This is a genomic window from Cuneatibacter caecimuris, from assembly GCF_004216775.1.
Classification (GTDB): Bacteria; Bacillota; Clostridia; order Lachnospirales; family Lachnospiraceae; genus Cuneatibacter; species Cuneatibacter caecimuris.
This window is the reverse complement of the sequence record NZ_SGXF01000003.1, coordinates 279,280-291,826: the sequence shown is the minus strand read 5'-3', so window position 1 is coordinate 291,826 and position 12,547 is coordinate 279,280. Positions and strand designations below refer to the sequence as shown.

Genomic DNA, 12,547 nt, shown 5'->3' with positions numbered 1-12,547 from the left:
GACTACAGAACAGCATCCAGAACCAGGCACCAAACGGGAATCGTTATGAGAGAAAGCACTGTAGAGAGCGTAACGCATTTGGAAGCGAACACCGCATCGCCGTCATAGCGCGCAGCCAGTATCGCCGTGGTGCTTCCCGCCGGCATGGCTGCCAGCAGAACGGAGACTCCCGCCACCAGCCCGCCGATCCCGAACAGGCGGCAGCCGAGAAGAGCCAGGCCCGGGATCACCGCCAGCCGGACCGCCGAATAAAACAGCGCGGTCTTGTCCAGCAGCTCTTTGATGTGCACCTCGGCCAGAATAGAGCCGATCAGGATCATGGACATGGCCGTATTGCAGCCTGAAATGCTCTTTACCGTATCTCCCAGGAACTCCGGCAGCGGAATCTGAAAGAGAAAAAGCGCCAGTCCGATTTCAACTGCAATAATACAGGGATGGGTCAGAATCTTCTTGACCACGGAGCCTTCCGATTTGCTGGTAAAACAGGATAATCCTGCGGTCCACATAACAATCCGCTGCGGCACCAGATAAACGGAGGCCATCATCAGCCCCTGGGAACCGTATACCCCTTCCGCAATGGGATTGCCCATAAAACCGGCATTGGAACAGACAGTCCCATACTGCAGCACCGCCCTTTCTCCCGGGTCCTTTGCCCGGTAAAGCACTTTTCCCAACACCCAGCAGACCAGCTGCACGCAGACCGCCACCCCAAAAATCACTGCAAACTGCATCAGCACCGACACGTCAAATTCCAGCCGGAAGGATTGAATAATATTACAGGGGAGGATCACATCAATCACCAGATCCGTCATGCCCTTTCTCACTTCTTTAGTAATAATCTTTCTTTTCTGCAGAATGATGCCGATGAGCATCATCAGAAACATCATAGCCTGCAATTTAACCAAACTGCCGTTCATTTTCCCTTATTGTCCTTTTCTTCCTGTCTTTTGGCCGCCGCATAGGCTCCCGGCGGGCAGCCGCACCGTTCTTTAAAATACCTGTTAAAATGGCTGATGCTGGTAAATCCGCACAGCTCCCCCACCTGCTGCACCTGCAGCGCCTGATTGGTCAGGAGATTTTTCGCTTTCTCAATTCTGGCGTCGATCAGGTCAGCCTTTGGAGAACGGTTAAAAAAGCGTTCATAATACACATAATACTGGCTGCGGCTCAGGCTGACCAGACGGGCCATCTGCTCTGTAGTCCAGTCCTTTCCGCACTCCGACAGCACCTGATACCTGGCCTGCCGGAACCGCCGGAAAAGATCGGTTTCTTCCTGATTATCGCTCCCCCTGGAATGCACCGCCCTGCCCAGGCAGACCATCAGCTGCCGCATCAGCGCATCCAGCGCTTCTTCATAAAATTCCGGCCTGGTCAGATATTCAGAATGTATCCTGGCCAGAATTCCGTCGGTTTCCTGTTCCCCGCAGGGATAAAACACCTCATTGACCGGAATCCCATACCTCTGCCCCAGCCCCGGCGGTCCGTCAAAATGAACATAACTATTGCGGAATCCCTTTACCGCCTGGTAATGCTGCTCCTCTCCCGGCGTATATAAAACACAGGCCCCCGGACGGGCGATTTCCATCTGCCCTTCCCGGTAGACCTTCATAGATGTGGCAAAATATAAAAAAAGATAATCCCCGCTGCCGGTGGGACGGTAGATCAGCTCCCCGTCCCGCTCCGACACATGGTAATCGCAGTAATGTATCTGAAACATATTATCTCCTGTGAATTTACAGATTCAGATGCCGTTTTGTTTCCTCCAGCACATTCCGCACTGTTTCGGGATGGATACTGTACCAGACGCGCTTGGATTCCAGATCCGCCTGAGCCTGGACCATCCCCTTCTGCAGCAGAGCGTTCAGATGATGATTCACCGTGGGGACGGAAAGTGACAGCTGTCTCGCCAGTTCTGTCTGATAAGACGGGGCTTTGGAAAGGATGTTCAATATCTTCAGTTTCGTGGGATCTCCCAGCAGCTTCAGCCGCTCTCCGGTTTGCTGCAGATCCAGCGGCCCCACATCAAACACTTTGATGACAAAAAACAGCAGCCCCACCCACAGCGCGCTCACTTCCTTTTCGATCACGTACATGGCGGCTCCATTGAAAGAGGCCAGACAAGGGATACAGTCCCTGCACTCCTCACAGGAAACGCGGAGACGCTCTTCCAGTACCCGGCCTGCATCCTCCTCCCGGAAAAACCTGTCCGCAGATTCATAAAGCGCCGCGGACTTTTCCAGCACCGGCATAATCGCTTCCGCCACCTGTTCCAGCACCGAGACAAACTGTTGCACAACTGCTTCATCCAGCAAAAAGGTCAGAACCGTACTTTTCTCTTCCCCGGTCAGGCTGCTGCGGAGAATCCTGGCGGCAGGGGAAACGCTGTCCTCCCCCAACTGGTCCTCCTGTTCTTCTTTCAGCAGGGATTTTACCATGGTCATACCGCTGTCTTTTTGAAATTCTTTCAGCATATCCTGCGGTCCGGCCCCTGTCTCCGGATTCAGGTATGCGATCATAAAATAAAGAAAACAGGGGCCTTCTTCTGAAATAATTTCATCATAAACAGGGCCTTCCGGCACCAGCGGTTTTGCAAGCCGCTCCATCTCTTCCGCGGCATCCGCCATTTCCGTCACTTCCGGGGTATCCCGGTATTTTTTCCGGATGCTGGCAATGTCGCTGTTTCCCATCCGGGTTCCCACCACGCGCAGGATTGCCCCGCAGGCTTCCAGGTATTGATTTGGCCTCAATAATCTCATGTTTTTCACCTCTGGGTTCCATTATATCTGTTCATCCAGCAAATTGCAATCAGGAACGCGGGCGAATATCAGAAGCACCGCAAGTGACAGCGCCAGACATCCGCCCAACAGGGGCGCCATTCCTGTCAGATTCACCAATCCGGCTACAGCCAGAGAGGTGAGCGGGGCCATCATACAGCCCAGAGAATTAAAAAGTGCAGCGGCCCGGCCCAGATATTCTTCCTCCACCGCAGTGACCATTTTCACACTGATCTGGTTTCCAAAAATTCCGCTTAGCGCGCCAAAAAACAGCCAGCCGGCACACCAGGCTGCAAAAAGCGGAATCCCGCCCATCAGAGGGAAAAGCAGCAGCAGACCGTAGATCAGGACAAGGGAACCAAATCCCAGATATACAAACTGGCGGCGCTGGGTAATATGTTTGGAAATCACCGGGTAAAAATATACCGCCGCCAGACCAGCCACGGTGCTGGCTACCGATACCGCTGACAGATAGAATGCGTCTTTGTGAAGCAGTTCCTGAATATAAGGAGCCAGCAGGCCGGATGCCACTGCGCCAAGACTGTTGTACACCAGGGCTCCGGCCACCATCAGCCGGAATACCCTGTTTTTCCCCAGATAGGACATTCCCCCTCTGAACTGCTGCCAATAACCCGTTCCATGCTCCTTCTGAGCCCTGACTATGGTTTCATCCACCCGCATCCATAGTATCAGCAGGCCCGAAACCAGAAAAGCGCCCATATCCACGGCCAGAGCCGCCCCCGGGCTAACTGCAATAAGCAGGCCGCCGGCCGCGGAGCCCACAATCGTGGCAGTCTGTGAAACCGCGCTGTTCAGGCTTACCGCTTTTTCTCTTTGCTCTCTGCCGATCAGCTGAGGGATCATGGATACCCCTGCCGGCACGCGGAATGCTTCCACAGAATTCACCAGCACAGTGAAGGCGATCATCATCCATGGCTGCAGGCTTCCCAGAGCAAACAGAATCAGAAATACGCCGGTCAATGCAGACCGGACACAGTCGCAGGCCGCCATCACAGGTTTCTTTTTCAACCGGTCCACAAACGGCGCGAACAGCGGCTGAAGCAGCACCGTGGGAAGCAGGTTTACGGCAAACACCACTGCGCTTAAACTGGCGCTTCTGCTGATCTCATACGTCAGCCAGGTAAATACCAGAGCGTCCACACTGTCTCCAAACCGGCCGAATACATTGGCCGCCGCCAGCTTTCTGTAATTTTTGAAATTCCATAATTCTTTATACATGGCTTCCTCCTATTATATTAGTTATTCATCTAATATTATATTAGATATTATACTCGGTATTTCTTGTTTGTCAACTATATATTAGATATATATCTAATATACTTCAGCCAGAAAACCCGCTTACTGAAATCTTCGGAAAAAACATCAATTACGCCGGACGAAAAAATATAGGCTTATCGCACCATTTTCTATATATTAGACCTAACAGAAAACCAGCCGCAACGGCTTTTCGCAATGGAGGGACTCATGAAAAAATCCGAATTGATTATTGACAAAAACTTTATTACCGGACAGATTGACCGCAGGATATACGGCTCATTCATCGAACATCTGGGGCGGGCGGTCTATGAAGGCATCTATCAGCCGGACTGCCCTTTTGCCGATGAACAGGGCCTGAGAAAGGATACCCTGGCTCTGGTCAGAGAACTGCAGGTTCCCATCGTGCGCTATCCCGGGGGGAATTTTGTTTCCGGCTACCACTGGGAAGACGGCGTAGGCCCCAAAGACCAGCGGCCTGCCAAAGTAGATCTGGCCTGGAGCGTTATTGAAAGCAATCAGTTCGGCCTCAATGAATTCGCGGACTGGGCAAAAAAAGCCAATACAGAAGTGATGATGGCAGTGAACCTGGGCACCAGAGGCACGGACGACGCCCGCAATGTCCTGGAATACTGCAATTTAAAGGGAGGCTCCTACTACAGCGACCTGAGAAGGAAGCATGGTTATGAAGAACCCCACAACATCAGGCTGTGGTGCCTGGGCAACGAAATGGACGGCCCCTGGCAGATGGGCCACAAAACCGCGGAGGAATATGGCCGCGCCGCAGAAGAGGCCGGACGGATCATGAGAATGATGGACCCTTCCATCCAACTGGTGGCCTGCGGCAGCTCCAATTTGGATATGCCCACCTTTGCTTCCTGGGAAGCTACTGTTCTGGATCACTGCTATGAACAGGTGGACTATCTGTCCCTCCATCAGTACTATGGAAACGCGGCGGACAACACCCCGGACTTCCTGGCCAACAGCGTGGGTATGGACCAGTTCATCTCCTCTGTGGTGTCCATCTGCGACTATGTGAAGGCAAAAAAACGTGGAAAGAAACAGATCAATCTGTCCTTTGACGAATGGAACGTGTGGTATCATTCCAATGAAGCTGATAAAAAGCTGGAGAAATGGGTGCAGGCCCCCCATCAGCTGGAGGATATCTATAATTTTGAGGACGCTCTGCTGGTGGGCAGCCTGCTGATCACACTGCTGCGCCATGCCGACCGAGTTAAAGTAGCCTGCCTGGCCCAGCTGGTAAATGTCATCGCTCCTATCATGACTTCCGATACCGGCGCATGGCGTCAGACCATTTTCTACCCCTTCATGCACGCCAGCACCCTGGGACAGGGAACCGTCCTGAACACGCTGGTGAAATCTCCGGTATACGACAGCGGGAATTTCGGGGACGCGCCTTATCTGGACGCAGTCCTGGTCATGGATGAAGAAAATGAAGCGCTCACCGTGTTTGCAGTAAACAAGGACCTGGAAGAGGATATGGAAATCACCTGTGATCTGCGGCAGTTTGCAGACTACCGCGTCACAGAACATCTCTATATGACTCACCCGGACATGAAAGCGGTCAATACCGAGCAGAATCCGGATGAAGTAAAGCCCTGCTCCGGAGGCATTTCCAAAGTGGAGGGCGGGCGCCTCACCGCTGTGCTGGGCAAGCATTCCTGGAATGTTCTGAGGCTGGAAAAAAATAGAAATTAACTTGTCACCCCCTCCGGTCTGTGGTAAACTTACCTACAGATTCAGAGGGGGTTCCCTCAATATTTCAGGAGGATATGTATGTCAAAGAAAAATGGTGGTTTCACTCTGCCCGGCGAGGCGGGGTATGAAAAATTAACATTGGAAATGGCGGAAAAATGGGGCGCAGATGTGATCCGGGACAGCGACGGGACCGTTCTTTCAGACGAGATCCTGGGAACAGGCTATGGGATCTATTCCACCATCTGTATGATCCGCGACCATAACGAATGGGCGAGACAGAATCCGGACAAGCTGCAGCAGACCTTCCTCTGCACCCGGCCTGTTACAGCGGAACGGAACATCCTGATTATTTCCCTGATGAAGGACTTTTTCCAGCAGCAGTTCCGCATCAATGCCAGCGACCCGGCCATGCGCTACTGGCAGGTGTATGACCGCACCACCAACGAGGTAGTCCGCCGCAAGAAATGGTTTTATGATGAGGAAACCGGAACCGTCACGATCACAGAAGCCATTCCCTGGCATAAGTATACTGTGAGCTTCCTGGCCTATCGTATCTGGGAAGAAATTTCCATGTACAATCACACCACGAACAACTGGGACAAGGAACACCTGATGCAGATTGACCCCATCTACCAGGAAACCCAGGAATTTCTGCTGGACTGGATGCGGGACTGGTGCGAAAACCATCCGGATACCACTGTAGTGCGCTTTACTTCTATGTTCTATAACTTTGTCTGGATCTGGGGAAGCGATGCCAGAAACCCCTATCTGTATTCTGACTGGGCATCCTATGACTTCACCGTCAGCCCCCTGGCGCTGGACCGTTTTGCCCGCCAGTACGGCTACCGGTTAAATGCGGAGGACTTCGTCAACCAGGGCAAGCTTCATGTCACCCACATGCCGGCCAATTCCAGAAAACTGGACTGGATGCAGTTTGTCAATGATTTTGTCATCCGCTTCGGTAAAAAACTGATCAAGCTGGTGCACGACTACGGCAAAAAAGCCTACGTGTTCTATGACGACAGCTGGATCGGCGTGGAGCCCTACGGACGCAATTTCCACAAATTTGAATTTGACGGCCTGATTAAATGCGTATTCTCCGGCTATGAAGCCCGGCTGTGTTCCGGGGTGGACGTGCCCACCCACGAACTGCGCCTGCATCCTTACCTGTTCCCGGTAGGCCTGGGCGGAGCGCCTACTTTTATGGAAGGCGGGAATCCTACCCTGGAGGCAAAAAAATACTGGAACAGCGTGCGGCGGGCACTGCTGCGCGAGCCGGTGGACCGCATCGGGCTGGGCGGCTATCTCCACCTGGTAGAAGGTTTTCCGGATTTCTGCGACTACATAGAAAAAGTAACGGATCAGTTCCGGGATATCTGCGATTATCATAAAGCAGGCAGACCCCTGGCCTTTCAGACCCGGGTGGCAGTGCTTCATACCTGGGGAAGCCTCCGTTCCTGGTCCCTTTCCGGTCATTTTCATGAAACTTACATGCACGATCTGATCCACATTAATGAAGCGCTTTCAGGCCTTCCGGTAGATGTATGCTTCCTGAATTTCAAGGATGTGCTGGCCGGAGCTCTGGACCATGTAGATGTGGTCATCAACGCTGGGTTTGCGGGTTCCGCCTGGAGCGGCGGCGACGCCTGGGAAGATCCGGAAGTGGTCAGCGAACTGACCCGCTTTGTAGCCGAAGGCGGCGCGTTTATCGGCGTCGACGAGCCTTCCGCCACTCCCGGATATGATACCTTTTTCCGCATGGCGCATGTGCTGGGCATTGATGAAGATACCGGGGACCGGGTGTGTCACGGGAGATGGGCTTATGAACTGGAAACCATCCCAGGGCTGCTGCCCGACGGATATTCCATCGAAGGCCGCCCCGGGCTGTACCTTACGGACGGCAAAGCCAAAGTTCTCGCCGAAAGAAATGGCCTTCCCGCGCTGACAGTCAACAAATTCGGCCAGGGAATGGGGATCTACCTCTCCCATTTCTCTGTCACCCTGGAAAATACCAGAATGCTGCTGAACCTGATTCTGATGGCAGGCGGAGAACCGCTGGACCGCACCTGGCTCACTGACATCCCTCAGGCTGAATGTGCTTATTATCCGGCCAGCGGCAAGCTGGTTGTGATGAATAACTCCGGAGAAACCCAGACTGTTACGGTATACACGGAAACCGAACCCGTCACGCTGACTCTGGAAGCTTACGATTCCGAAGCGGTAGATGTGATTCCATAATATAAGGAGGATGATGAGATGATCAAAGGATTTAAAATGAAACTGTTTCCCGGACAGGAAGCGGAATATGAAAGGCGCCACAATCTTCTGTGGCCGGAAATGAAAGATATGATCCATGAACATGGCGGGAAGAATTACACTATTTTTCTGGACCGGGAAACACTGACCTTGTTCGGGTATATCGAGATCGAGGATGAAGAGCTGTGGGCGAAAGGCGCGGATACTGCCATCAACCGCAAGTGGTGGGATTTTATGGCGGATATTATGGAGACGAATCCGGACAACAGCCCTGTAAGTGTTGATCTGCAGACTGTGTTTCATTTGGACTGATTGGGCGTGGTGTGGAGCTGCTTTGCAGCTCCTTTTTTCTTTGCGGAGGGGCGGGGGAGGCGGCAAATAAGTCGCGGGGAGGCGGCAAATAAGTCGCGGGGAGGCGGCAGAAGAAACTCCGGAGGATCGATGCCTGACGGCTATATCCTCCTCCGTTTGTTCTGCCGTCTCCCTGCCTGGGCTTTTTTCTGGCCGGGAGGAGCAGCCGGGAATATCTGGGGAATCCAGGCGGTCTGGCTGCTGTGGGTTTCTGGTGATTAAGGCTTGTGCGCTTTCCGCCTTAATGTTATATTGGACATAAGTAAAATTTGGTAAGGAGGTATCTGGCTGTGAATGTTGTGATTGCCATTGATTCGTTTAAGGGGAGCCTGACTTCGCTGGAGACGGGAGAAAAGATTAAAGACGGGGTGCTGCTGGCCTGGCCTGAAGCTGCTGTGGCCGTACGCCCGCTGGCTGACGGGGGGGAGGGCACGGTAGAGGCGCTGACCCTGGGGATGGACGGGGTTCTGGAAACTGTCCGTGTTACCGGGCCTCTGGGCAGGCCTGTAACTTGTACTTATGGCCTTGTGGAGAGGGGGTCAGAAAAGCTGGCTGTGATCGAAATGTCCGGAGCCGCCGGGATCACGTTAGTATCTCCGGAAGAACGGAACCCGCTTCATACCACCACTTACGGCGTGGGTGAGGTGATATTGGACGCTATAGAAAAAGGCTGCAGGAAATTTCTCCTGGGCATCGGCGGCAGCGCTACCAATGACGGCGGAACCGGTATGCTCCAGGCCTTGGGCTTCGGCCTTCTGGACCGGGAAGGAAACCCTGTCTCTCCCGGGGCAAAAGGCCTGGAACAGTTGGTCTCCATCACAGACGCCGGCGTCAATCCGCTTTTAAAGATGTGTTCTTTCCGGATCGCCTGTGATGTTTCAAATCCTCTCTGCGGGCCTCGGGGCTGCAGCGCAGTCTACGGCCCGCAAAAAGGGGCGGACGCTGCCATGATCCGCCAAATGGATGAATGGCTGTCCCGCTATGCTGCTCTCTGTCCGCAAGCTGATCCCAATTTTCCAGGAGCAGGCGCGGCAGGAGGCCTTGGGTTCGCGTTTCAGGCTTTTACCAACGCGGTGCTGGAACCGGGAGCCGACATTGTGCTGGATGAGACCGGGCTGGAAGAATATATTCAGGGAGCAGATATTGTGGTAACCGGAGAAGGCCGCCTGGACAGTCAGACCGTCATGGGCAAAGCGCCTGCGGCAGTTGCCTGCCTGGCCAAAAAGTACGGAAAAACTGTCCTGGCATTTTCCGGCTGCGTTACAGAAGACGCCAGGGCCTGCAATCAGGCCGGAATAGACGCTTACTTTCCTATTCTGCGCAGGCCTTCCACCCTGGAAGAAGCCATGGTAAAAGAAGCCGCGGGCCGGAACCTCCGGGATACTGCGGAGCAGGTGTTCCGTCTGGTAAACGCCTGTAAAGGATTTTAGAATATTTTTCCCGCTGCCATCATCACTGCCGCTGCCGCGCCTACGACAGCATACACAATATGTATGACCAGGCAGAGTTTCATCCAGCTGTTCTGCACCTTTCCGGCAGCATAAGCCAGTAAGGTGAACAGGCAGCCCAGAACCATCAGGGCCGCGTAACAGCCGATCACAATTTCCGCCCCGGGGGATTCCAGCGCCCAGGTCTTTTGGCGGAGAATAAAAATGGACCAGGGCGCGGCCAGCAGCACCGTGCTGACAGCTGTACAGATTCTTTCTTTCATAAAGCTCTCCTCTCCGCCCGCCCGAAAAACAGGCAGGCCATAAATAAACTCATTGCCGTAACCGCTGCCGCCACGGGAATCCAGGGCAGCAAAGCGGCGGGCGTATATTCCATAGCAGCAGCGTACCTGTTCAGTTCTCCTGCTGCAAGATAAAAAGGATAGCACATTGGATAGAGATACCATACCTTTGTATTGATCATCAGCACAGACGGCACGATCAGCGCCAGCCCTGCGCCTGCCGCAAAAACCGGTGTCCTGACGCATACAGCCAGCAGCCAGTAACAGGCTGCCATGGGAATGGAGGCCAGATACAAAAACCCGACCTCCTTCCACACCAGAAGAGGCGGCAGCATGAACTGGTAATCCTGCATGCCCGAGGCGACGGCGGCGCAGGGAAAATACAGCGCTCCCATCAGGAGCATCTGCAGGCCGGACAGGATGAGAAGCACAATAAATTTTGCCATGCACAGCTTCGCCGGGTTTACCGGCAGCGTCAGCATTTTCAGCATTCCCCTCCCTCCGCGCTCCGTCTGGTTCAAGAGCACGGTTTCCACCACCAGGCTGGCGGGAAACATGAACCAGGCCAGCCCCATCAGACTCTGCACCAGAAAGTTGTGTTCCGGCGAAATCCCCTCCGCCTGCATATTAAAATTCATGCCTGAATTGATCACCATGGGAATCCACAGCACAAGCAGCGGCGCCAGCAGTAGCCAGAAAATATGTGACCGGCGCAGTTTTTTCATTTCTATCCCAATCAGAGAAAACCAGCTCATCGAAACCTCCTCCTTATGCACAGATACCCTTGCCCAGCCGCAAGGATAGCCGCAGTTTCTGCCCCAGCCGCAAGCAGGAGCCTGCCGTCTGTCCATGCCGTTTCCAATGGCAGCAAAAAGGGAAATAACTGCAGAATATGGTTCTGCCTTCCGGCTCCTGAAAGAATCAGGGCGGCAAAAATCCCTGTCACTCCAACACCTAAAGTAATCCACAGATTTTCACTGGCTGAAGAAACTGCCAGCATCAGGGCCAGGGCCGGCAGCATTTTGACCAGCAGACAGCCCATCTGCCTTCCCAGTTCATTCCACATCCCTTCTGTCATGCCGAACCAGCAGATGCTGACCCCGGCCAGAGAAGCCGCCTCCAGTGCAAAGGCCATCAGAATTACTGAAACCAGCACCAGATATTTCCTGATAAACATCCCGAACATGCTTTGAGGAAGCGTTTCCATTCTGAGGAAAGCTCTGTCCGCGAATTCCATGTGGTACAGTACAGAAGCTCCTGCCAGAACCAGAAACAAATTCAGCATGCCCATCATCTGCCAGTTCGCTTCCAGCAGAATGGTGAGCGGGGTCTGCGGCCTGTGTAAATATAATTCAGACCGGAAAAACATATTCATGGCGGGAACAGCTGCCGCCAGCAGGCCGCCGGCCAGAAAAACCGGGAACAGACCGCTGCGCCTGCACTTTTTATATTCACAGACCAGACTCATTGCCTCATCCCCCTTTTCAGGTTATCTTCCTGGATCAGCGCAAGAAAGGTCTCCTCCAGATTGTCTGTGGGAAGCCCTTCAAATCTGGCCCTGTCCCTGAGATCCGTCAGCGTCCCCTCAAATAATAGCTTCCCCCGGTTCAAAATGCCAACAAGGTCGGCCATCAGCTCTATTTCTGAAAGCAGGTGGGAAGAAACCAGCACTGTGCAGTTATATCGGCTGGGCAGTTCCCGTATCATAGTCCTGATCTCATGGATGCCCACCGGGTCCAGCCCGTTTGTGGGTTCGTCCAAAATCAGGATAGGCGGTCTGCCAATCAGCGCGGAAGCCAGACCCAGCCGCTGTTTCATACCCAGAGAATATTTTTTTGCCAGCCGCTTTTTGTACTCTGCCAGACCCACCATTTCCAGGGCTTCCTCCACACTTTCCCGGGGCAGCCCCAGCAGCCGCCTGACAATATCCAGGTTTTCCTCTCCCGTGAGGTTTCCATAAAATGCCGGGGCCTCAATAAAAGAACCTGTTTTCTTCAATATTTCCATCCTGTCCTGAGGAAATATTTTTCCGTCAATATAAAATCCCCCCTCCGTAGGTCTGGTCAGCCCCAGAAACATTTTCATGGCAGTGGATTTTCCCGCCCCGTTAGGGCCCAGGAACCCGTATACTGTTCCCTGGGGAATGTGCAGATTCAGCTCTGAAACCGCAGTGAAATCTCCATATCGTTTGGTCAGATGGTCCGTTTCTATCATATTCATGTGTCTCTCTCCTTTCTCCCCATGCCAGTATCTTACCAGCCCAACCTTGCGCCAGCCTTTCCCCTCCCTTACATTTACCTTACATTCAGCCGGCGGCGCATATGGTTGTCCTATGCAATGAAAAAGAGTCCCGCTCGCGGGATTCTCCGCCTGCGGCGTGTCGCTTTAGCGACGTGATTCCTTACGCCGCAGTGCGATCCCCCGGAGGGTTTTGTTGCATAGA

General features: G+C 53.5%; 12 protein-coding genes. 4 read left to right on the top strand and 8 right to left on the bottom strand.

The features are described from left to right. Positions 1 to 2: 2 nt before the first annotated feature. Genes EV209_RS09610 through EV209_RS09595 form a run of 4 tightly spaced genes read right to left on the bottom strand, consistent with a single transcriptional unit; the run spans position 3 to position 4,013 of the window. Positions 3 to 917, bottom strand: coding sequence for an AEC family transporter (locus EV209_RS09610; protein WP_243647563.1), 915 nt, complete (start codon positions 915 to 917; stop codon positions 3 to 5). After that, positions 914 to 1,717 carry a helix-turn-helix domain-containing protein gene (locus tag EV209_RS09605; protein ID WP_130435237.1) on the bottom strand — a complete coding sequence of 268 codons (804 nt, stop codon included), beginning with the start codon at positions 1,715 to 1,717 and terminating at the stop codon, positions 914 to 916. Before EV209_RS09605 ends, EV209_RS09610 begins: the two co-directional genes overlap by 4 nt. A gap of 16 nt (positions 1,718 to 1,733) precedes the next feature. After that, positions 1,734 to 2,756 carry an ArsR/SmtB family transcription factor gene (locus tag EV209_RS09600; RefSeq protein ID WP_130435236.1) on the bottom strand — a complete coding sequence of 341 codons (1,023 nt, stop codon included), beginning with the start codon at positions 2,754 to 2,756 and terminating at the stop codon, positions 1,734 to 1,736. A gap of 21 nt (positions 2,757 to 2,777) precedes the next feature. Beyond that, positions 2,778 to 4,013 carry an MFS transporter gene (locus EV209_RS09595; protein WP_130435235.1) on the bottom strand — a complete coding sequence of 412 codons (1,236 nt, stop codon included), beginning with the start codon at positions 4,011 to 4,013 and terminating at the stop codon, positions 2,778 to 2,780. Between the two features lie 246 nt (positions 4,014 to 4,259). Between EV209_RS09595 and arfA the strand changes: the two genes are divergently transcribed. The 4 genes from arfA to EV209_RS09580 all read left to right on the top strand — a co-directional run bounded on the left by arfA (position 4,260) and on the right by EV209_RS09580 (position 9,805). Next, on the top strand, positions 4,260 to 5,768 hold the full coding sequence (gene arfA, locus EV209_RS09590; RefSeq protein WP_130435234.1) for an arabinosylfuranosidase ArfA: 1,509 nt from the start codon (positions 4,260 to 4,262) through the stop codon (positions 5,766 to 5,768). Positions 5,769 to 5,846: 78 nt separating this feature from the next. Continuing rightward, complete coding sequence (gnpA, locus tag EV209_RS09585) at positions 5,847 to 8,006, top strand: 1,3-beta-galactosyl-N-acetylhexosamine phosphorylase (protein WP_207220594.1); 2,160 nt, start codon at positions 5,847 to 5,849, stop codon at positions 8,004 to 8,006. Positions 8,007 to 8,024: 18 nt separating this feature from the next. Beyond that, on the top strand, positions 8,025 to 8,336 hold the full coding sequence (gene rhaM / locus EV209_RS16500) for an L-rhamnose mutarotase (RefSeq protein WP_207220593.1): 312 nt from the start codon (positions 8,025 to 8,027) through the stop codon (positions 8,334 to 8,336). A gap of 329 nt (positions 8,337 to 8,665) precedes the next feature. Next, positions 8,666 to 9,805, top strand: coding sequence for a glycerate kinase family protein (locus EV209_RS09580; RefSeq protein WP_130435233.1), 1,140 nt, complete (start codon positions 8,666 to 8,668; stop codon positions 9,803 to 9,805). Here EV209_RS09580 and EV209_RS09575 read toward each other — a convergent pair. Genes EV209_RS09575 through EV209_RS09560 form a run of 4 tightly spaced genes read right to left on the bottom strand, consistent with a single transcriptional unit; the run spans position 9,802 to position 12,324 of the window. Further along, positions 9,802 to 10,086 carry a hypothetical protein gene (locus EV209_RS09575; protein ID WP_130435232.1) on the bottom strand — a complete coding sequence of 95 codons (285 nt, stop codon included), beginning with the start codon at positions 10,084 to 10,086 and terminating at the stop codon, positions 9,802 to 9,804. The two genes, EV209_RS09580 and EV209_RS09575, sit on opposite strands and share 4 nt — an antisense overlap. Next, positions 10,083 to 10,859 carry an ABC transporter permease gene (locus EV209_RS09570; protein WP_130435231.1) on the bottom strand — a complete coding sequence of 259 codons (777 nt, stop codon included), beginning with the start codon at positions 10,857 to 10,859 and terminating at the stop codon, positions 10,083 to 10,085. The genes EV209_RS09575 and EV209_RS09570 overlap by 4 nt, the downstream gene beginning before the upstream one ends. Further along, positions 10,856 to 11,572 (bottom strand): ABC transporter permease, encoded by a 717-nt coding sequence (locus EV209_RS09565; protein ID WP_130435230.1) that lies wholly within the window; start codon positions 11,570 to 11,572, stop codon positions 10,856 to 10,858. Before EV209_RS09565 ends, EV209_RS09570 begins: the two co-directional genes overlap by 4 nt. Further along, on the bottom strand, positions 11,569 to 12,324 hold the full coding sequence (locus EV209_RS09560) for an ABC transporter ATP-binding protein (RefSeq protein WP_130435229.1): 756 nt from the start codon (positions 12,322 to 12,324) through the stop codon (positions 11,569 to 11,571). The genes EV209_RS09565 and EV209_RS09560 overlap by 4 nt, the downstream gene beginning before the upstream one ends. Positions 12,325 to 12,547: the final 223 nt, after the last annotated feature.